This is a genomic window from Pseudomonas sp. GW101-3H06, from assembly GCF_059424605.1.
Window position 1 is genome coordinate 1,901,234 of sequence record NZ_JBWKZO010000001.1, and the last position, 19,307, is coordinate 1,920,540.

General features: G+C 60.5%; 19 protein-coding genes. 7 read left to right on the forward strand and 12 right to left on the reverse strand.

The annotated features are described in order from the left end of the window. Positions 1-70 precede the first annotated feature (70 nt). The 4 genes from lapD to AC07ZE_RS08730 form a co-directional block, all read right to left on the reverse strand. Positions 71-2,011: a cyclic di-GMP receptor LapD gene (lapD, locus tag AC07ZE_RS08715; protein WP_207263402.1), complete on the reverse strand. Its 1,941-nt coding sequence runs from the start codon at positions 2,009-2,011 to the stop codon at positions 71-73. A 22-nt stretch (positions 2,012-2,033) separates the two neighbouring features. Then, the gene (lapG, locus tag AC07ZE_RS08720; protein ID WP_207263404.1) at positions 2,034-2,741 is read right to left on the reverse strand and encodes a cysteine protease LapG; all 708 of its coding nucleotides are present in this window, start codon (positions 2,739-2,741) and stop codon (positions 2,034-2,036) included. 829 nt (positions 2,742-3,570) lie between these two features. Then, complete coding sequence (locus tag AC07ZE_RS08725; protein ID WP_207263406.1) at positions 3,571-3,966, reverse strand: YbaN family protein; 396 nt, start codon at positions 3,964-3,966, stop codon at positions 3,571-3,573. Positions 3,967-3,976: 10 nt separating this feature from the next. Further along, positions 3,977-4,564 carry a UPF0149 family protein gene (locus tag AC07ZE_RS08730; protein WP_207263409.1) on the reverse strand — a complete coding sequence of 196 codons (588 nt, stop codon included), beginning with the start codon at positions 4,562-4,564 and terminating at the stop codon, positions 3,977-3,979. 406 nt (positions 4,565-4,970) lie between these two features. On the opposite strand from AC07ZE_RS08730, the gene recQ reads away from it, so the two are divergent. The 4 genes from recQ to AC07ZE_RS08750 all read left to right on the forward strand — a co-directional run bounded on the left by recQ (position 4,971) and on the right by AC07ZE_RS08750 (position 9,622). Further along, the gene (recQ, locus tag AC07ZE_RS08735; RefSeq protein WP_095196423.1) at positions 4,971-7,097 is read left to right on the forward strand and encodes a DNA helicase RecQ; all 2,127 of its coding nucleotides are present in this window, start codon (positions 4,971-4,973) and stop codon (positions 7,095-7,097) included. Positions 7,098-7,216: 119 nt separating this feature from the next. Further along, the gene (locus tag AC07ZE_RS08740; RefSeq protein WP_095196424.1) at positions 7,217-7,651 is read left to right on the forward strand and encodes a MarR family transcriptional regulator; all 435 of its coding nucleotides are present in this window, start codon (positions 7,217-7,219) and stop codon (positions 7,649-7,651) included. Between the two features lie 127 nt (positions 7,652-7,778). After that, complete coding sequence (locus AC07ZE_RS08745; RefSeq protein ID WP_207263411.1) at positions 7,779-9,266, forward strand: motility hub landmark protein FimV; 1,488 nt, start codon at positions 7,779-7,781, stop codon at positions 9,264-9,266. A 68-nt stretch (positions 9,267-9,334) separates the two neighbouring features. Then, positions 9,335-9,622, forward strand: coding sequence for an Rdx family protein (locus AC07ZE_RS08750; protein WP_207263413.1), 288 nt, complete (start codon positions 9,335-9,337; stop codon positions 9,620-9,622). Here AC07ZE_RS08750 and AC07ZE_RS08755 read toward each other — a convergent pair. Together AC07ZE_RS08755 and AC07ZE_RS08760 are read right to left on the reverse strand one after the other, a co-directional pair. Further along, positions 9,616-10,509, reverse strand: a complete 894-nt coding sequence (locus AC07ZE_RS08755; protein ID WP_207263415.1) for a DMT family transporter — start codon at positions 10,507-10,509, stop codon at positions 9,616-9,618. The genes AC07ZE_RS08750 and AC07ZE_RS08755 overlap by 7 nt on opposite strands. A gap of 76 nt (positions 10,510-10,585) precedes the next feature. Beyond that, entirely contained in the window at positions 10,586-11,344 is a 759-nt protein-coding gene (locus tag AC07ZE_RS08760) for a helix-turn-helix transcriptional regulator (RefSeq protein WP_207263417.1), read from the reverse strand. 134 nt (positions 11,345-11,478) lie between these two features. Between AC07ZE_RS08760 and AC07ZE_RS08765 the strand changes: the two genes are divergently transcribed. Then, positions 11,479-12,294 (forward strand): UDP-2,3-diacylglucosamine diphosphatase, encoded by an 816-nt coding sequence (locus AC07ZE_RS08765; RefSeq protein ID WP_207263419.1) that lies wholly within the window; start codon positions 11,479-11,481, stop codon positions 12,292-12,294. A gap of 53 nt (positions 12,295-12,347) precedes the next feature. On the opposite strand, the gene AC07ZE_RS08770 is transcribed toward AC07ZE_RS08765, so the two are convergent. Then, positions 12,348-12,938 (reverse strand): HD domain-containing protein, encoded by a 591-nt coding sequence (locus AC07ZE_RS08770; protein WP_207263421.1) that lies wholly within the window; start codon positions 12,936-12,938, stop codon positions 12,348-12,350. A gap of 18 nt (positions 12,939-12,956) precedes the next feature. Next, complete coding sequence (locus tag AC07ZE_RS08775) at positions 12,957-13,268, reverse strand: Mpo1-like protein (RefSeq protein ID WP_095196430.1); 312 nt, start codon at positions 13,266-13,268, stop codon at positions 12,957-12,959. Positions 13,269-13,428: 160 nt separating this feature from the next. Between AC07ZE_RS08775 and AC07ZE_RS08780 the strand changes: the two genes are divergently transcribed. Next, positions 13,429-14,490 (forward strand): AraC family transcriptional regulator, encoded by a 1,062-nt coding sequence (locus AC07ZE_RS08780; protein ID WP_207263423.1) that lies wholly within the window; start codon positions 13,429-13,431, stop codon positions 14,488-14,490. Here the strand turns inward: AC07ZE_RS08780 and AC07ZE_RS08785 are convergent. Continuing rightward, a complete protein-coding gene (locus tag AC07ZE_RS08785) occupies positions 14,447-15,901 on the reverse strand; it encodes a TrkH family potassium uptake protein (RefSeq protein ID WP_137804481.1) in 1,455 nt (484 codons plus the stop codon). The genes AC07ZE_RS08780 and AC07ZE_RS08785 overlap by 44 nt on opposite strands. Before the next feature lie 121 nt (positions 15,902-16,022). Here AC07ZE_RS08785 and AC07ZE_RS08790 point away from each other — a divergent pair, with 121 nt between their 5' ends. Further along, a complete protein-coding gene (locus tag AC07ZE_RS08790; protein ID WP_207263425.1) occupies positions 16,023-16,589 on the forward strand; it encodes an NAD(P)H nitroreductase in 567 nt (188 codons plus the stop codon). A gap of 44 nt (positions 16,590-16,633) precedes the next feature. Here the strand turns inward: AC07ZE_RS08790 and AC07ZE_RS08795 are convergent, their stop codons facing one another. The 3 genes from AC07ZE_RS08795 to AC07ZE_RS08805 form a co-directional block, all read right to left on the reverse strand. Next, positions 16,634-17,977 carry a sensor histidine kinase gene (locus AC07ZE_RS08795; protein WP_207263427.1) on the reverse strand — a complete coding sequence of 448 codons (1,344 nt, stop codon included), beginning with the start codon at positions 17,975-17,977 and terminating at the stop codon, positions 16,634-16,636. 76 nt (positions 17,978-18,053) lie between these two features. Next, the gene (locus tag AC07ZE_RS08800; RefSeq protein WP_207263429.1) at positions 18,054-18,503 is read right to left on the reverse strand and encodes an LTXXQ domain protein; all 450 of its coding nucleotides are present in this window, start codon (positions 18,501-18,503) and stop codon (positions 18,054-18,056) included. A gap of 125 nt (positions 18,504-18,628) precedes the next feature. Beyond that, positions 18,629-19,306, reverse strand: a complete 678-nt coding sequence (locus tag AC07ZE_RS08805; RefSeq protein WP_095196442.1) for a response regulator transcription factor — start codon at positions 19,304-19,306, stop codon at positions 18,629-18,631. Position 19,307: the final 1 nt, after the last annotated feature.

Consider the following 19,307-nt stretch of genomic DNA (forward strand, 5'->3'; position numbering starts at 1 on the left):
TTCAGTCAGCATCACTGTTGATTGTGCAATCGCATTCGCGAGCAGGCTCGCTCAGGTCTGCCTGACGAAATCACATCGGCTCCGGTGGCCCGATCAACCGGCCCATCACCCCGAAGACCCCTAATTCTCTGATGGCCTCCAGTTCGCCCTGGGTCTCGACCATTTCCGCGATCAATGGCAAATCAATGCTGTTGGTTGCCCTGAAGATCGCTTCGATGAACAGCCGTTTATCCCGTTGTTCATCAATATGCCGGATGTAGGCCCCATCGATTTTCAGGTAAGCCAGGCCCAGTTGGGTGAGGTTGCCGATCTGGCTGAAGCTGCCGCCGAAATGCTGCAGGCCGATGCGGTAGCCGGTGTCGAGCAGGCTATGACTAAGCCGCTGCAGTTGCTCAGGAGGCGGCAGTTGACGTTCATCGATTTCCAGGGTCAGCAACGGCGCCAGTTCCGGCAGTGATTCGAGCATCTCGAGGATCAGTTGCAACTGCGATTGATCGCGCAAGGTACTGCCAGACAGGCTCAGCGCCAGCGGCCAGCGATTGACGGCAAGGTAGTCGAGGGTCGCTTCGAGCATGGCCAGGTCCAGGCGTGCTGACCAGCCCAGGCGCTCGATCCACGGCAGGAAGTGGCTGGCGGCAATCGCTTGCCCCTGCGGGTCGAGCAGGCGGGCGAGGACTTTGTGATGCAACACCTCACTGGTATCGGCGCATTGCACCACCGGCTGAAAATACAACTGCAATTTGCCTTGAGTCAGCGCGTCGTCGATCCAGCCGCGCCATTCGTACGGGGTCGGGGTCGGTGCGCTCTCGCCGTGGTCCAGCAGCGCCCAGGGCTGCTCGGGGTGTTGACCGGCCTGGGTCAGCGCCTGATCCAGTCGTACAAGCACGTCGCTGGCCGGTTCGCCGGGGTGGTAGGCGACGATGCCCAGATGCGCGACCGGCACGCAGTCGCTGGCACCGGTCTGGCGCAGGTTTTCCAGGGTGGCACTGATTTCGGCAGCCAGGCGTGCGGCGTCCTCGGCATCCAGGCCTGGCGTCAAGAGGCTGAATTCGCCCCCGCGATTGCGCGCCGCCAACCAGGTTCGTCGCTCCGGCAAGCGGGTCAGACGCTTGAGCAATTCGCCGACCGCGCTGATCAACGCATCCGTGCGTTGGCCGCCCAAGCGCTGGTTGAGCCCGGTCAGGTCGTTGATTCGCAACATCAGTAAATGACCGTCGCAATGTTGCTCGGCGACCAGTAAATGGTCCGCCAGTTGTTCATCCAGCAAGCGTCGGTTGGCCAGCCCGGTCAGGCTGTCCTGATAGGACTCGCTGCGTAACTTTTCACTGCGTGCCGCCTCTTCGCTGAACAACGCTTTGAGTTTCTCGACCATCTGATTCATCGCCAGTACCACACGTTTCAATTCCGGCGTGCGGGGCAGTTTCGGCAGGCTCAGGAACTCGCGCTTACTGATGGCTTCGGCTTGTTTGACCAGGGTTTCGAGCGGACGAAGTTGTCGACGCAACAGCCAGCCACCGAACACGGCGCTGAGCAGTCCGCACACGACCAACCAGATCAGGCTGCCAAGGGTGCTGTCCCAGAGCTTGGCCAGGGCAAACTGTGGATTGCTCAGCACCTCGACCCGTGCCGCCTGCTCCCAATCGCGCATGATCAACGCGTCACCGCCCTGATGACGCAGGTTGACCAGGCTGACAAACCAGTCTGGCACGCCTTCGATCCGCGCCGGAGCGCTTCGCTCCACCAGTACCTGCTCGTCCTTGATGTCGATGATTCGAATGCTGTTGAAGTACCCGCTGTCGAAAATCGAGCTGACCATCAATTCCATCATGGCCGGATCATCGATCTGCGCGGTCAGCGACAGGCCCAACGCCGTGGCCGCGTCCTGGGCGTGGGAGCGCAACTGGCCGAGCATCTGTTCGCGAGAGCTTTCCAGGCTGACAAAAAAACTGCCGCTGAACGCCACCAGCAGGAACAGACAGATGGCGAGAAACAACTGGTTGCGCAGTTTCATGGAATGCTCCTTGCTGATGTCTTCAGCCATCGCCCACGGCGAAGCCTTCAGTCTGCATCTTTTGCAGTACGTCTTGCCAACGCGACAGTTTTTTCGAATCGCTGCTGCGCTTACCGCCATTGGCGCCCGGCAGGTACAAGCCTTCGGCGTTGAAGGCATACACCGGCAGCAGGTCTTTGCGCTGCGAGGCAGGACGGATATCACCGATCAGGTTGTCCAGCACCAGCGGATCGGCAGTGGGGCTGGCATAGAAGGTCAGCACCATGTGCGCCTGATTCTGGGTCAGCGCCTTGACGTAGGTGATGCGCAGTTTTTCGCTGGGAACCCCGAGGCGACGCAGGCTGAAATATTTCGCCAGGGCGTAGTCTTCACAGTCGGCGGCACCCTTGATCAAGGATTCGACGGGCGTGGCCCAGTAGTCAATCTGGCGCCAGATGCGCGTGTCGTCCTGAAAACTCAATTGCTGATTGAAGAAGCGATTGACCGCATTCAGTTGCTCGCGCTCAGGTGCATTGCGCTCGCCCTGCAGCATTTGGCTCCAGGCCTCGATTCGCTCCCGTGCCGGGCCGAGGGTGCCGTAGCGTTTTTCGGCGGTTTGCAGGATCTGCGCAAAATCCCGGTCGGCCCGGACGCTGCTCAGCATGCTCAGCAGAAAACCTGCCAGCAACAGCCATCCGCCGAACCCAAGCCGGGGCGTTGGCCATCCTTGACTACGCGGACTGCGAGGCATGTCGGGCTGCTCGGGTGCGGATTTGTGAAGTCTAGGTGGTGTTTGGGTTGGGGGAGGGCTGGTCGTCGGCGAACAGGGATCGTTTGTTGAGGATGTTCACCGACTTATTGTGGGAGCGAGCCTGCTCGCGAAGGCTATGTGTCTGGCGACGTAGTTTTTGAAGGTGTACATATCCATTCCTGCGGTAACGGCGACTTATGGTTTCGCCCTTACGGCGAGTCACTTGGAAAAGCCCCAAGTAACCAAGGGCTCTTGCCCCACCACTCGGTGCCTCGCCTAGGCTCGGCATGCCCTCACTCCGGCATTGCTCCGTGGGCCGCCGCGATGGGCCATCCCTGGCCCAGCGCGGCTAAACCGGCGTCCTGCCGGTTTACCCCCGGAGCAATACCTGCGTTCGGCCATCGTGGTTTAACGGGGCGCCCAGATCCAAAGCCAAAACAAGGCGGCCTTATAGCCGACCTGACTTGGCGGATGTGCTCATTCCCCTGTGGGAGCGAGCCTGCTCGCGAAGGACGTCAACGATAAGGCGCCCTGTCTGGAGGATCGCGTGGTCCGGGCGTTTTTCGCGAGCAGGCTCGCTCCCACAATGTGATCGCAGTCAAGCCTGCAACCAGGTCGGCTGTCAGGCCGCCTCGCATTGGCTTTTCGCGGTGCCCGCCCCCTCGAGAGGCCGATCGCGGCGGGCCCACGGAGCAGGGCCGGAGCGAGGCACCGAACGAAAGGGGCAAAAGCCCTCGGTTACTTGGGGCGCTTCCAAGTGACTCGCTGTAAGAGCGAAACCGTCAGCCGCCATTACCGAAGAAACGGATATGCCCCCAATCAACAGCGGTCAAGACCTGCGCAGCGTCTTCTGCCTGAGAATATAAACCGTCACCAGCACCGCACTGGTCAGCATGAACCCGCGTGCCCAGGGCATCGGTACCAGATAACAGGAAAGCAGAATACTCATCCACATCAGGCCGATGGCGTAGACCTTGCCCTTGAGCGGAATGCCATTACCCTCGAGATAATCGCGAATCCATGGCCCAAGCCGTGGATGCTGCACCAGCCATTGATAGAAACGCGGAGAACTGCGGGCGAAACAGGCGGCTGCCAGCAACAGGAAGGGCGTGGTGGGCAACACCGGCAGGAAAATCCCGATCACCCCCAGCGCTACGCTCAGACAGCCGATGGCCAGCAGCACGTAGCGCAACATCAGGGGGCGGTTGCCTATGGGGTTGTCCATAGGCAGGACCTTAGTGGTGACGAGGCTTGAGAATCGCCGGTTTTTCGTCTGGTGCGTTGCACAGCAGGTACAGCGCAGTCAGGGCTTCCGGGATCTGCACGATCATGTCATCCATCAGGTTGGCATCGGCGGCAATGTCGGAGAACTCCGGTTGCTCGTCGAACAGGCCCGAACCGACCATGATCGGCAGCAACATTTCACTGACTTCGTCTTCGGCGGTTTCAAACCAGGCTTCTTCGCGCAGGAACACGCCTTCCATGAAACCGATGCACCAGCCGCGCAGTTCGGAATCGTCCGGATCGTCGCCCAGGTCGAGATCGCACGGCAGCTCGAACTCTTCATCGGAGGCCAGTTGACGGGCGATATGCGCCTTGAGACCGATCAATGTTGCTTCGATCTCTTCGCGCTGGGCTTCGCTGCTGTAATGCGGCTCTTCAGCGAAAAGGGCATCGATCCACTCACGCTCGGGAACGGCTTCGGAACAGATCGACAGCGCGGTGAGGTAGCCGTGGGCGGCCACATAGTCCAGCGCCTCGTCATGCAGTTCATCGGCGTCGAGGAAGACTTGCAGGCGGGTTAGTTGCTCAGCGAAGGACATTAAAGGGCTACCTTGGGGAATATTCGATGCGGGAATTCTAGGCCTTCTTGAGCGCTTGGGCCAGCCGCACGGCATATTTGCACCGTATTCCCTGTGGGAGCGACGGTGCGACGATTCGACCTGCTCGCGAAGGCGGCATGACATTCAACATTAATGTTTACTGACCCACCGCTTCGTGAGCAGGCTCGCTCCCACAGGTTTTGCATGGCAATCGCCTTCGGGGGTCTTCTCAGTGGCGCCCTTTGCCGGTCAGGGCTCGGGTATACTCGCGCGTTTTGTGATGCCCTGCTGGCGTCACGGCTGAAATGTAAAGCGTCATGCAATGCGCATTTACGATTTGTCGGTGCAGCATTGCGGGTTCTGAACCAGCCTTTGCAGGGATGTTTCGGTGATTTTTGGAGTTTTTATGCTCGAACAGGCTCAACGCGTCCTCAAGGACATCTTCGGCTACGACAGTTTTCGTGGCCGCCAGGGTGCAATCATTGAGCGCGTGGCCAGTGGCGGCGATGCCCTGGTCCTGATGCCTACCGGTGGCGGCAAGTCCCTGTGCTTCCAGGTACCGGCGTTGTTGCGCGAAGGTCTGGCGGTGGTGGTGTCGCCGTTGATCGCCTTGATGGACGACCAGGTTGCCACCCTCGAAGAGCTGGGCGTGGCCGCCGCGGCATTGAACTCGACCCTCAGCGCCGAACAACAACGCGATCTGGCGGCCCGCATCCGGCGTGGCGAGGTGAAAATGCTTTATCTCGCCCCGGAACGCCTGGTCCAACCGCGCATGTTGGCCTTCCTGCAAGGGCTGAACATCGCCCTGTTCGCCATCGACGAAGCGCACTGCGTGTCGCAGTGGGGTCACGACTTCCGCCCGGAATACCTGCAACTGGGCCAGTTGGCGGAAATGTTCCCCGATGTACCGCGCATCGCCTTGACCGCCACCGCTGACAAGCGCACCCGCGAAGAGATCGTCACCCGCCTGCACCTGCAGAACGCCGAGCGCTTTCTGTCGAGCTTCGACCGCCCGAACATTTTTTACCGCATCGTGCCCAAGGAACAGCCGCGCAAGCAGTTGCTGGCCTTCCTGGCCGAGCGGCGCAGCGATGCCGGCATCGTTTATTGCCTGTCGCGCAAAAAGGTCGAGGAAGTCGCTGCATTCCTCACTGAACAAGGCTTCCCGGCGCTGCCGTACCACGCCGGCCTGCCCAATGAGCTGCGCGCTTATCACCAGAAACGCTTCCTCAACGAGGAAGGCCTGATCATGGTCGCCACCGTGGCGTTCGGCATGGGCATCGACAAGCCCAACGTGCGTTTCGTCGCGCACCTCGATTTGCCGAAATCCCTGGAGGCCTATTACCAGGAAACCGGGCGTGGCGGCCGTGATGGCCTGCCAGCGGATGCCTGGATGGCCTACGGCCTGCAAGATGTGGTGATGCTCAAGCAGATGCTGCAGAACTCCGAGGGAGACGAACGCCACAAGCGCCTGGAACAGCACAAGCTCGACGCCATGCTCTCGTTGTGCGAAGAAACCCGCTGCCGTCGTCAGACCCTGCTGGCCTATTTCGATGAAGACATGCCAGAGCCTTGCGGCCACTGCGACAACTGCATCGATGGCGTACAGACCTGGGATGCCACCGAGCCTGCGCGTCAAGCGTTGTCGGCGATCTTCCGCACCGGGCAGCGCTACGGTGTGGGGCATCTGGTGGATGTGCTGCTGGGCAAGGACAACGAGAAGGTACGCAGTTTCGGTCATCAACACCTGTCGGTGTACGGTGTCGGCAAGGCGCTTGGCGAGAGCGAATGGCGCTCGCTGTTCCGCCAGTTGGTGGCCCGTGGCCTGGCCGACGTTGATCATGAAGGCTACGGCGGCCTGCGCTTGAGCGACACGTGCCGGCCGCTGCTCAAGGGGGAAGTGACCCTGGAACTGCGCCGCGACCTAAAGGCGCAAACCACGGCGAAAACCAGCAAGAGCCAGGCCAGCCAATTGGTGCGTGGCGAAGAGCGCGAGCAATGGGAAGCCTTGCGCGCCTTGCGTCGCAAGCTCGCCGAAGAGCATGGCGTGCCGCCGTACGTCATCTTCCCCGATTCGACCTTGCTGGAAATGCTGCGCAGCCAGCCAACCTCGCTGGCGGAAATGGCCCGGGTCAGCGGTGTCGGCGCGCGCAAGCTGGAACGCTATGGCGAGGCCTTCCTGGAAGTACTTGGCGGTCAGGTCGAAGCACCGAAGCCGGTGGCCGATGTGCGCCACGAGCTGATCACCCTGGCGCGGGCCGGCATGACACCGGTGCAAATCGCCGGTCAGTTGCAATGCTCGGAAAAAAACGTCTACACCATGCTCGCCGAGGCCATTGGCAAACAGCAGTTGTCGCTGGAGCAGGCGCTGGATTTGCCCGAAGACTTGATGGGTGAAGTCCAGGATGCATTCCTCGACGGAGAAGGCGAGTTGCCGCCGGTGGCGGAGATTTCAGCCTTGTTCGCAGGACGAGTGCCGGAGGGGGTCTTGTACTGTGTTCGGGCCGCGCTGCAGTCCGAATTCGAGATTTAAGTGACCCGTCTCATTGATGTAACGATTCAGTACAGAACAGGCCTTGCCTCCAGTCGAGGCTCATGCTTAGCTGACTAATAATTAGTATTTCTCTGTTTCAGTCTAACCATGAGTGTTTTATGCCGTTAACCGATCAACACCGCTTTGGCATGCAACTGGCCCAGATGTCGCGCGGCTGGCGTGCCGAACTGGACCGCCGTCTGGCTGGCCTCGGTCTGTCCCAGGCACGCTGGCTGGTGCTGTTGCACCTGGCGCGTTTCGACGAAGCCCCGACCCAACGTGAACTGGCGCAAAGCGTCGGCGTCGAAGGGCCAACCCTGGCTCGCCTGCTCGACAGCCTGGAAAGCCAGGGCCTGGTGCAACGCCAATCGGTTCTGGAAGACCGTCGGGCGAAAAAAATCGTCCTCTGTGCTCCCGCACTTCCTCTGATTGAACAAATTGAAACCATTGCTACCCAACTGCGTCATGAACTGTTCGAAGGCGTCGATGAGGCGGATTTGAAGGTCTGCATGCGAGTTCATGGGCACATATTGGCCAACCTGGAAAAATCTTGAGGCACAACGCCGGGCCAGACTTTTGAGAGACTGCTTTTAGCTGACTATAAGAACTACTGCGCAATATCGTGTTCGTACCGGATGTGCGATCACGTGCAAGTTGGTTCTGGTTACCTAAGGGATGTTCATGCTTGAGAGTCGGCTAGTCGTTGTACGGGGTTGCGTCAGGTGGTTACTGGCCGGTGCTGCTGTCACTTGGTCGGCCTTGACGCCAGCACTGGGCCTGGGTGAAATCACCCTGCATTCGGCGCTGAATCAACCGCTACGCGCCGACATTGCCCTGATGGATGCCTCGGGTCTGGAGGAAGGCGAGCTGTCGGTCAGCCTGGCGACGGCAGAGGAATTCAGTCGCGCAGGTGTCGAGCGGGTGTTCTTCCTCAACGACCTGAAATTTACACCTGTGCTGCGAGGCAACCGCAGCCTGATCCAGGTGACGTCCAGCAAACCGGTCAACGAACCCTTCCTGAATTTCCTCGTGCAGCTCCATCAGCCCAACGGTCGCTTGCTGCGCGAGTACACGGTTTTAATCGATCCCCCGGGAACGCCGGGCATCGAGCCTGCCGCCGATGAACCGCTGGCCAGTCTTCCGGCTTCTGCCTTTCCCAGTGCCCAGTCCGCCGTCACGCCTGCGCCCAGGGAACCGCTGCCAAAACCTGCCGCCGCACCCGCGCCGGATCCTCTTGCCGAGCAATTGGCGGCGAGTGTCTTGCAAAGCCAGCAGTTGCAGTCAACTGTCGATCAACTCAACGCGAAGCTCCAGGCACAGGATGAGCAGATCGCCGTCGAGAAAAAGCAGGTGAATGAGCTGCAAACCCGATTGGCCGAGGTCGAGCAAGCCAGAACAGAACCGGCAGCACCCGTTGCCGTGACTCCCGAACCAGTGATCGCCGAGGAAGCCGGGACTGACTGGTTGTTGGTCGGCGGACTGTTGGTGCTTTTGGCGTTGCTGTTGCTGGCTGTATGGGTTCGCCGTCAACGGCAACAGGTTCAGGCCACCTTCGGATCGGCTGCCGCTCAGCCGTCCCCGCATGAGTCGCTGTTCAGTCGCGAAGAACCGGTACAGCATGCTTTCGCGCAGCAACCGATGCACGCTCGGCATGAAGAGACGCCTGCGAATGATGTGCCGCACGCGCAGGTGCAAGAAAACAGCCTGCACAACGCCGGGTTTGATGCACAAAAGCATCTCGTTGTCGCAGCCACCACCGCATTGCCCTCAACCCTGACACCCGAGACCATTCCCAACGACGAGTTCCAGTTGAACCTGGATGACCTCTCGATAGATGCGAATTGGGACCTGGTCGATCCGTTTGAAAACCCGCCATCCAGCGAACCGGCACTGCCGCAGTCCGAAATCGAATGGGAAATCGAACCAGCAGCACGGCCTCTGGATGACAGCTTTCTCGACGAATTCAGGGCGTCGGGATCGTCACTTGAGCTTGAGCCGCTAAGCCAGGGACCGGTCGACCCCAGTAACGCGGGCAAACTGGAACAGGCCCGGACCTGCATCGATGACGGTGACATGGACAGCGCCATCGAACTGCTCAACGAGTTGCTCAGGGAGGGGGATGACCAACTCCAGCAAACCACCCGCAATTTGCTGGTCAGCATCCGATAACGGTAGGAGCAAAAGTGGTTGGTGCGGTTATCATGATGGTGCCCACTGCCTCAGGAATTTCGCCGATCATGACCGCCCCAAAACCGGAAATCGTCATCACCTATTGCACTCAGTGCCAGTGGCTGTTGCGCGCAGCCTGGCTGGCCCAGGAGCTGCTCAGTACCTTTGGCGACGACCTCGGCAAAGTGTCTCTGGTGCCCGGCACTGGCGGGGTTTTTCACATTTTCTGTGACGACGAGCAGATCTGGGAGCGCAAGGCCGACGGCGGTTTCCCCGAGGCCAAGGTGCGCAAGCAGCGGGTCCGCGACCGCATCGATCCGGACCGTGACCTGGGACACAACGACCGTACTCAGTGAGATGCCGCTTCCGCGGCAACGGCTTTCTTGCTCGAGCTACTTGAGAGCCTGCTGGACACCACGATCGCAACGATGATCAGCGCGCCTCCGAGCAACATGCGCAGGGTCGGGTTTTCATTGAACAATAGCCAGGCCATGGTGATGCCATACACCGGCTCTAGGGCGAAGACCACCGCGGCGGTCCGCGCCTTGATCACCGCCAGGCTGGCGACGAACAGGCTGTGGGCGACGCCGGTGCACAATACCCCGAGCAGGCCGATCCACAGCCAGTCAATGGTGCGCACAGCACTCAATTGCGGTGCTGCCACCGGCAACAGGCACAGGGCAACCACCACGTTCTGACACAACGCCGCCTGCACCGGCGGGATGCGTGCGGAGCTGGCGCGGTTTGTCAGAGACAGCAGGGCGAACAGCAAGCCGGAAACCACCGCCCAGAGCAGGCCGGTGGTGGCGCCGCTGGCCAGATCGAACTCAGGCGTAACGAGCACCAGTCCGACACTGACCAGCGCCACCAGCAAGATTTCATTGGCCCGAATCCGCTCGCGGAAGATCAGCCCTTCGAGGATGACGGTAAAGGCCGGGAAGCTGGCAAAGCCCAGGGTCGCGATGGCCACGCCGGCAACCTTCACCGCAATAAAGAAACTTACCCAATGTCCGGCCAGCAACAAGCCGCTGAGCAACAGTCGGCGCCAATCAACGGCTTCGAGTTTTTGCCAGCGGGTGTTACTGGCCAAACGTGCAAAGACCGCCAGTGCCAATACCGCGAACGCCGCTCGGCCGAAGACGATGATGGCCGGTGATGCAGCGGCAAGTTTGCCGAACACACCGGTCAGGCCGAACATCAGTGCGCCGATATGCAAAGCGCCAAGGGCGGTGCGGGGAGTCATGGCTATCCTTGGTAAACGTATTGAACCCGGCCATTTAACCGCGTCCGCCGCCGTTGTGTCTGTCGCCGGACTCGCGTTATTTGTCGCCAGCCTCGCGCCGCAGTTGACCGGGCGTAGCACTGAACTCGCGCAGCACGGCGGCGGCAAAGGCACTTTGGGAGCTGTAGCCGACTCGACTGGCAATCTCGCCGATGGGCAGGGCAGAGTCGCGCAGCATCCCCACCGCCTTGTGCAGGCGTCGGCTGCGGATGTAATCCATCGGCGTCTGCCCGCATTCGGCCACGAACCGTGCGTGCAAGCGAGCGCTGGAGAGGCCGGCGACGCGGGCCAGATCGGCCACCTGCAGCGGGTAGGCGGCGTATTGGTCGATGTGTGCATTCAGCGCCGCATAGGGCAGGCGCCGCCCACCGACATGCTCGGGCCTGGCGTTGTTGAGGCTGGCCAGCAACAGCACCGCGCCTTGTTGCGCAATTACCGGGTCATCGACCGGGCTGTTGGCCAGCCAATGGACCAACTGGCTTTGTCCGGCATCCAGCGATAACCGGCCGGCGTTATCGAGCAAGCGGCGACTGGCCTCGGCATGATCGCCCAGGGATTGGCCAAGCCATTGATCACCCGGCACATCCAGCACCAGGCAACGGCTGCCGTTGGCGCTGCCGCACGCATGATGAAACCCTGAAGGGACCACCACGAAACTCTGCTGAACCACCTGGCTGCCACACCCGTCGACCTCGAAATCCAGGGCACCCGACAGCCCGAACACCAGTTGCGCGTGTTCGTGACTGTGGACGATCAGGTCTTCGGTGTACTGGCGAAGTGTGAGGATGGGGCGCATCGCAGGTCTCCCGGTCAAGGGGCCAGTCTACACCGAGGTGGGCTGCGCGCGTTGTCACAGGACTGACTTGCCGCTGTCATGGTCGATTAACCCGACTGGCGCAAGCTTGCCAAAACTTGTCCTGAGGGTTGCCCATGACCAGCGCCGAGCTCGCCAAACCCAGCCGTAAGCAACGTGTGCGGACCTTGTGGATTTCCGACGTTCACCTGGGCACGCGCGATTGCCAGGCCGAACACCTTTCGCAGTTTCTCAAGGGTTATCACGCGGACAAAATCTACCTGGTCGGCGATATCATCGACGGCTGGAAACTGCGTGGCGGCATGTACTGGCCGCAAGCGCACACCAACGTGATCCGGCGCCTGTTGACCATGAGCAAGCGTGGTACCGACGTGATCTACGTCACCGGCAACCACGATGAATTCCTGCGCCGCTATTCGAAGCTGATCCTGGGCAACATTCAGTTGGTGGACGAAGCGGTGCATGTGACCGCCGATGGTCGGCATCTGCTGGTGATCCACGGTGACCAGTTCGACGTGATTACCCGTTACCACCGCTGGTTGGCGTTTCTCGGCGATTCCGCCTACGAATTCACCCTGACCCTCAATCGCTGGCTCAACCATTGGCGCGCCCGTTATGGCTACGGTTACTGGTCGCTGTCGGCGTACCTCAAGCACAAAGTGAAAACCGCAGTCAGCTTCATCAGCGACTTTGAAGAAGCCATCGCCCATGAATGCGTCAAACGTGAGCTGCATGGCGTGGTCTGCGGACACATTCACCATGCCGAGATTCGTAAGGTCGGCGAGGTGGACTACCTCAATTGTGGCGATTGGGTGGAGTCGTGCACGGCATTGATCGAGCATTGGGATGGCACGATCGAGCTGTATCGGCTGGCAGATGCCCAGGCGCGGGAGGCACAGCTGAAGGCGGCGAAGGTGGCGGAGTTGGCTTAAAAGTTAAGGCGTCTGGACGGGCCTCTTCGCGAGCAGCGGTCCGGCTGGATCTATCAGGCTGGCGAATGCTCCTCCATCGCCGCCTTGTAGATCGAGTTCTTCGGCTGCGCAAACAACCGCGTCATCATCGGTTCGAAAAAACTCAGCGGCAGTGTGTCATAGGCCGGATCAAACGCCGCCGCATCGTATTTGGCACAGAACTCGATGGTCGCCTGATATTGCGGATGGCCGTTGAATTGCTCGCGCAGGTGCCGGTCCATGCCCAGGTGGTGGAAGAAGTAATAGCCCTGGAAGATCCCGTGCTTTTCCACCATCCACAAATTCTCGGCGCTCACGAACGGCTTGAGTATCGCCGCCGCGATATCCGGGTGGTTGTAGGAGCCCAGGGTGTCGCCGATGTCATGGAGCAGCGCGCAGACCACGTACTCTTCATCGCGACCATCACGCCAGGCGCGGGTGGCTGTTTGCAGGGAGTGGGTCAGGCGGTCCACCGGGAAGCCACCGAAATCACCCTCCAGTAGCTTCAGGTGCGCCACGATCCTTGACGGCAAGTGTCGGGCGTAGGCACTGAAATCCGCGGCGATGATCGCCCAGTCTTCCTGCGTGCCATCCTTCATGTGGGTGAAACGGGCATTGGCATTCATCGGCAATCCTCTTTAGAACTAGAACGGTACGCGCCCCAGAATCATGTCCCGATACATGACGAAATCGCCGAGCAGGCTGTAGAAGGGATGCTGGAAGGTCGCAGGGCGATTTTTTTCGAAGAAGAAATGCCCGACCCAGGCAAAGCTGTAACCGGCCAGCGGCAGGGCCCACAACAGCATCCAGGCGCCTCGGCCGATGGTCAGCGCCAGAATGAAAATGACCAGCGTGGTGCCGATGAAGTGCAGTCGGCGGCAGGTGCTGTTGCTGTGTTCGCTGAGGTAGTACGGGTAAAACTCAGCGAAGCTGTTGAATCTTCTGATGTTTTCCACGACTGCGATCTCTGTGGTTATTGTTCTGACGGCAAGTTGTTCTGCGGGTAGCTTATTTAAGTCTAGAGTGATCATAGGTGTCAGCCAGTGACAATCGGCGCCACTTTAGTATCCTTCGGAAATTGGCCGTGACATGCGGCTCATCATGTAAGAACCCGACATGAGCGAACGAACGACTTCTGCAAGCTGGGCGATGGGGATTGTCAAAGCACTGGAAATGGACGGCCTGGATTGCCGGGTTCTGTTCAAACAACTGGGGCTCGACTACGCGGCACTGGATGATCCGGATGCCCGCTTCCCGCAAGATTCCATGACACGGCTGTGGCAGCGCGCGGTTGAGCTGTCCGGCAACCCCGCGATTGGCCTGAACATGGGCAAGGTGGTGCGACCTGCGCAGTTCCATGTAACCGGTTACGCCTTGATGTCCAGCCAGACCCTGGCCGAGGGCTTTCAGCGCCTGGTGCGCTATCAGCGGATCATTGCCGAAAGTGCCGATCTGAGTTTTCGGCTGCTGGATGAGGGCTACGCGCTGATTTTGACGGTGCACGGCGATCATTTGCCGCCCACCCGTCAAAGCGCCGAAGCCTCGCTGGCGTGCGCCCTGGCGCTGTGCGGCTGGCTGACCGGACGCACACTGCACCCGCGCAAGGTGCTGGTGCAGGGCGATGAACCCGTCAATATCGAACCCTATAAACAAGCCTTCCATGCACCGCTGGTGTTCAATGCGCCATACGATGCGTTGATTTTTGAGCGCGCCGACATGGAAGCACCGCTGCCGACCGCCAACGAGGCAATGGCGCTGCTGCATGACCGGTTTGCCGGTGAATACCTGGCACGGTTTTCCGAAAGTCGCGTGACCCACAAGGCACGCCAGGTGTTGTGCCGTTTGTTGCCCCAGGGCGAACCCAAGCGTGATGCCGTGGCGCAGACTCTGCATCTGTCACAACGCACGTTGCAGCGACGTTTGCAGGAAGAGGGCACGAGTTTTCAGACGTTGCTCGATGACACCCGGCGAGAACTGGCCGAGCAGTATCTGGCGCAACCGACCATGACACTGCTGGAAATTGCCTACCTGCTGGGCTTCGCCGATCCGAGCAATTTCTTTCGCGCCTTCCGCCGCTGGTTCGACACCACACCCGGTGAGTACCGGGTGCGGTTGTTGCAGATGCCTGCGCCGGTCAGTGACGCCAGAACGCCGGAATACACAACACAAACACCGTAATGATCTCCAATCGGCCCAGCAGCATGCCGAACGAGAGAATCCACTTGGCGGCGTCCGGCAGCGAGGCGAAGTTGCCGGCCGGGCCGATAGTCTCGCCCAGGCCCGGGCCGACGCCGGACACGGTACTGGCCGCGCCGGTGAGGGCGGTCATCCAGTCCACGCCGAGCAGCGACAGCAACAGCGCGATCACGCAGATGGTGATGGCGAAGAAGAACGAAAAAGTCAGGATCGAACGCACGATCTCTTCATCGAGACGGTGACCGTTGTACTTCTGCTTGATCACCGCGCGCGGGTGGATCAACTGGTTAAGGTTGGCCTTGAGCAGGATATACGCCACCTGGAAACGGAAAATCTTGATCCCGCCGGCGGTCGAACCCGAACAGCCGCCCACGAAGCCCAGATAGAAGAACAGCATCAGCGAGAAGTTGCCCCAAAGGCTGTAGTCCCCCAGGGCGAAACCGGTGGTCGTCACCACCGAGGTCACGTTCAGCGCCACATGCCGCAACGCCTCCAGCCAATGCAGCTGGGTGGTCCACCAATACCAGGTGCCCAGCACCAGCCAGGTCACCAGCAACATGCCGATCAGGCCTTGAACCTGTTCATCCTTGATCAGCGCACGGCGGTTGCCGCGCAGGGTCGCCACGTACAGGGTGAACGGCAAGCTGCCGAGAATCATGATGACGATGGCCACCCAGTGCACGGCCGGTTGCGTCCACTTGGCCAGGGACAGGTCCGAGGTGGAAAAGCCGCCGGTGGAAATCGCCGACATCGCATGGTTGATCGCATCGAATGGACTCATCCCGGCCCACCAGAACGCCAGGCTGCCGAAAATGGTGATGCCGACGTAGGCTGCCACGATCAACCGCGCCACCATGTGCGAACGGGGCATGACTTTTTCGGAGCGGTCCGACGATTCGGTCTGAAACAGCCGCATGCCACCGATACGCAGCAGTGGCAGGATCGCAACCGCCATGCCGATGAAGCCGATGCCGCCGATCCAGTGCAGCAATGAGCGCCACATCAGGATGCCGGGAGACATGTCGTCGAGGTGATTAAGTACCGTCGCCCCCGTGGCGGTGATGCCGGACATGCTTTCGAAGAATGAGTCGGTGTAGCTGATGTGCTGGGTCAATAAAAACGGCAGCGCGGCGAAGATACACACCACCAGCCAACTGCTGACGGTCAGCAGGTACATGTCCCTTGGCCGCAGATGGACATGCTCGGGGCGCCCCGGAATGACCAGCGCCAGACCGGCGACAAAGGTGATCATGCTGGCCCAGAGGAACGACGGCAGGTCGCCGGTGCGATCGAAGATCACCAGTGTGGCCATGGGCACGACCATGGCGATGGCCAGGGTTATCAGGAAGATGCCGATGATGAAACCAATGAGACGCAAGGTCGGCAACGCCATGTAATCCGCTCGGCTGTAGTAAGGAAGGGCGCCATTCTACCTGTGGGGCAGGGCATGTAAACGGGCATTGCCACGGTAGTTACAGCTAGAATAGCCGCACAATTTTTTCAGGAGGTGGCCGATGCAGGCTCTCGACGTTTTGCTCAACCGTGTTTCCGTCCCGCGCCTGATCGAGCCGGCACCTACTCAAGCGCAACGCGAAGTGCTGTTTGCCGCTGCTATGCGGGCACCGGATCACGGTCATTTGCAGCCTTGGCGGTTCCTGACCGTCGAAGGCGCAGCGCGCGAGCAGATGGGCGAGTTGTTGGCTGAAGCGGCGAAGCTGCAGGACAGCGAAGTGACCGAAGCGGCCATCGACAAGGCGCGCAACGGTCCTTTGCGCGCCCCCTTGGTGGTCGTGGTGATTGCCCGGTTGCAGGATCACGTCAAGTATCCGAAGTCAGAGCAGATGCTGGCGGCTGGCTGCGCGGCGCACGGGATCTTGCTGGCGGCCTATGCACAAGGCATTGGTGCGGTGTGGCGTACGGGGGATCTGGCCTATTCGCCGCATGTGGCTAAAGGGTTGGGGCTGGCGGAAGGGGAGAAAGTGATTGCGTTCCTTTACCTCGGCACGCCGCAGAAGGAGCCACGTGTAGCTGAGAAGGTGGACCTGGCGGAATTCGTCAGCGCCTGGCCCGGCAAAGCCTGAGTACCGCCGTCCAAATGTGGGAGCGGGCTTGCTCGCACAAGGGGTCAGGGTTGGGTGATGGCCCCCGGCACCAACGGCAATTCCAGACTGGCAATAAACCCACCCTCTGGATGATTGGCCAGCACCAGACTCCCTCCATGCCGTTCCGCCGCACGGCGGGCGATGGCCAGGCCCAGGCCGTGCCCGGCTGCGGTCTGCCCGGGCGCCCGGTAGAACGGTTCCCCAAGCTGATTCAAATGTTCGGCGTCGACCCCTGGACCATGGTCGCGCACCGTCACCACAATCCGCTCACCCTGGCGCAACGCCTGCATTTCAATCGGTTGCCCGCCTTCCGGGTTGAAGCGCTGGGCATTGCGCAGCAGGTTATCCACAGCGCGCTCGATCATGGTCGGCCAGCCTCTGAGGTTCAGTTGCGGCTCGGCTTCAAGCCGAACGTTCTGCTCCGGTGAACCCAGTTGTGCATCCCGTTGCAACCCGGTGAGCAACGCATTCAGGTCCACCTCTTCGGCGCTGGCGTTATCGGCATCGACCCGCGCCAACACCAGTATTTCACTGATCAGCGCTTCGAGTCGGTCACATTCACGGGTCAGGCGCGGCCAGAGTTTTTGCCGTTCTTCCGGAGTAGCCCGCTCGGCCAGGGCCAGCGCAATGCGCAGGCGGGCGAGGGGCGAGCGCAGTTCGTGGGACACGTCCCGCAGCAGTTGCCGCTGGCTGCCAATCAGGCTTTGCAGGCGCGCGCCCATGCGGTTGAAGTCGTTGGCCAGTACCCCGAATTCGTCGCGGCGGTTGGCCAGTTTGACCAGACTGTTCTGCTGGTAAGTGGTTTGCCCCAGGTCATGCACCGCCCCGCGCAAGCGGCTGAGCGGGCGGGTGATGGAAAAGGTCACCAACAAGCTGAACAAGGTCAATACCACCAGGGCAATACCCAGCGCACTCAACGGCCATAGCAGGCTTTCGCGGTGCCAGGCATCGAGTTCCGGGTGGGGGATGCGGTAGATCAGCAGGTAGGTATCGCCGGTTTTCTCGCTGGTGTATTCAGCGGTCAGACGCCGCCATGGCAAGCGCCGGTCATCATTGTTCTGCCGCGCTTCGAAGGCCGCCGCACGGCGTGGGAAGGTGCCGCGTACCACCGGATCGCCACTTTCATTGAGTACCTGAACGTCGATGTGATACTGGCGCTTGCGCTGTTCCAGAATGTCCTGGGCAGCGTCTTCGCCCTGGGTTTCATAAGTCTGCGTCCATTGTTCGGGCAGGGTGTTGAGGCCTGGGTGACGACTGAGAATCCACGCATCCTGGTTGAGCATGTGCCCAAGCAAAATGGACAGCCCTGCAACCAGGGCGATGGCCAGCCAGAAGCTGGCCAGGATACGCCAGAACAATGAGCGCACAGAAAATCCTCAAACAAACACAATCCATGTGGTATCAGGCCCAACGGTGTTCAACCGTTGGGCCCGTGTTAACGCATTATTGCGCTTTTTGCGCCTGCTGCGCTTTCCACGCCTTGAACTCGGCCCATTCGGCGCGATGTTCAGCTCGTTTTTTCTGAATCTCGTCGAATTTCTTCTGTTGATCGGGTTTGAGCAGCGCCCGCACATCAGCTTCGGCTTTCTTGTGGTTGGCGGCCATCTCGTCTTTCATGGCTTTCTGATCGGCTGGCGAGAGCTTTTCCAGGTACTTGTCGACCACTTGCTTACGCTCATGCATCTGCTCGCCCATGATTTTGCGGATCTGCTCGCGCTGTTCGCGGCTCAGGTCCAGCTGGCTGTAGGGGCCTTTGCCGTGCATGCCGTGCATCTGACCTCCGTGGCGCCCTCCATCCATCGGGCCACCCATAGGGCCGGCGCCTTCGGGCATGGCCATGGCAACAGTCGGCAGGGTGGCGGCGAACATCAGAGCGATAAGGGTCTTGCGCATGGTGAATCTCCTTGTCTCATTCCCGGTACGTTCCGGATGAGTACAGATTACGGAGATCAAGGTCAGCTGCGGTCAGCGGAGCGTAAAGCTTGGGTAAAGATGATTTTCCGCGGACCTGACAAAACCTACAGGCTGTAGTAATAACCGCGGCTGCGCAGTGCCACGATGCGCGGACGGCCATCGGGGTGCGGGCCGATTTTCTTGCGCAGGTTGCTCACATGCATGTCGAGGCTGCGGTCGTACAGGGTCAGCTTGCGGCCGAGGGCGATCTGCGCCAGTTCCTGTTTGTCCAAAGGTTCGCCGGGTTGCTTGAGAAGGGCTTCAAGCAGACGGCTTTCGGAAACGGTGAGGGTAAACTCCTGCTCGTCGATGCTGACCACACCGCGCACCGGGCTGAAACACAGATCGCCCAGTTCCATCTGGCTGGACACCGCCGCCGGGTGGCTGCGACGCAACACGGCGCGCAGGCGGGCTGTCAGTTCCCGAGGGTCGCAGGGTTTGGCCAGGTAATCGTCGGCACCCAGTTCCAGGCCGAGAATGCGGTCAAGCGGTTCCCCCCGGGCCGAAAGCATCAGTACCGGCAAGTCCGGGTGATCGCTGCGCAGTTGCTTGAGCAGCTCCAGGCCGCTGCCGTCCGGCAGCATGACATCCAGCACCACGGCTGCCGGGGAGGTTTCGGCCAATGCACGACGGGCGCTTTGGCCATTGTGGCAGGCCCGCACCTGGAAACCTTCCTGGCTCAGCCAACTGCTCAGGAGCTCACACAACTCCTGGTCATCATCAATCAGTAACAGCTCGCTCATG

Excerpts from the sequence above, each read along its gene's own strand:
- lapD (WP_207263402.1), bottom strand. The coding sequence starts at position 2,011 with ATGAAACTGCGCAACCAGTTGTTTCTCGCCATCTGTCTGTTCCTGCTG.
- lapG (WP_207263404.1), bottom strand. The coding sequence starts at position 2,741 with ATGCCTCGCAGTCCGCGTAGTCAAGGATGGCCAACGCCCCGGCTTGGG.
- AC07ZE_RS08805 (WP_095196442.1), bottom strand. The coding sequence starts at position 19,306 with ATGAGCGAGCTGTTACTGATTGATGATGACCAGGAGTTGTGTGAGCTC.
- AC07ZE_RS08755 (WP_207263415.1), bottom strand. The coding sequence starts at position 10,509 with ATGACTCCCCGCACCGCCCTTGGCGCTTTGCATATCGGCGCACTGATG.
- AC07ZE_RS08765 (WP_207263419.1), top strand. The coding sequence starts at position 11,479 with ATGACCAGCGCCGAGCTCGCCAAACCCAGCCGTAAGCAACGTGTGCGG.
- AC07ZE_RS08725 (WP_207263406.1), bottom strand. The coding sequence starts at position 3,966 with ATGGACAACCCCATAGGCAACCGCCCCCTGATGTTGCGCTACGTGCTG.
- AC07ZE_RS08760 (WP_207263417.1), bottom strand. The coding sequence starts at position 11,344 with ATGCGCCCCATCCTCACACTTCGCCAGTACACCGAAGACCTGATCGTC.
- AC07ZE_RS08730 (WP_207263409.1), bottom strand. The coding sequence starts at position 4,564 with ATGTCCTTCGCTGAGCAACTAACCCGCCTGCAAGTCTTCCTCGACGCC.
- AC07ZE_RS08790 (WP_207263425.1), top strand. The coding sequence starts at position 16,023 with ATGCAGGCTCTCGACGTTTTGCTCAACCGTGTTTCCGTCCCGCGCCTG.
- AC07ZE_RS08780 (WP_207263423.1), top strand. The coding sequence starts at position 13,429 with ATGAGCGAACGAACGACTTCTGCAAGCTGGGCGATGGGGATTGTCAAA.
- AC07ZE_RS08740 (WP_095196424.1), top strand. The coding sequence starts at position 7,217 with ATGCCGTTAACCGATCAACACCGCTTTGGCATGCAACTGGCCCAGATG.
- AC07ZE_RS08770 (WP_207263421.1), bottom strand. The coding sequence starts at position 12,938 with ATGAATGCCAATGCCCGTTTCACCCACATGAAGGATGGCACGCAGGAA.
- AC07ZE_RS08785 (WP_137804481.1), bottom strand. The coding sequence starts at position 15,901 with ATGGCGTTGCCGACCTTGCGTCTCATTGGTTTCATCATCGGCATCTTC.
- AC07ZE_RS08745 (WP_207263411.1), top strand. The coding sequence starts at position 7,779 with ATGCTTGAGAGTCGGCTAGTCGTTGTACGGGGTTGCGTCAGGTGGTTA.
- AC07ZE_RS08800 (WP_207263429.1), bottom strand. The coding sequence starts at position 18,503 with ATGCGCAAGACCCTTATCGCTCTGATGTTCGCCGCCACCCTGCCGACT.
- recQ (WP_095196423.1), top strand. The coding sequence starts at position 4,971 with ATGCTCGAACAGGCTCAACGCGTCCTCAAGGACATCTTCGGCTACGAC.
- AC07ZE_RS08750 (WP_207263413.1), top strand. The coding sequence starts at position 9,335 with ATGACCGCCCCAAAACCGGAAATCGTCATCACCTATTGCACTCAGTGC.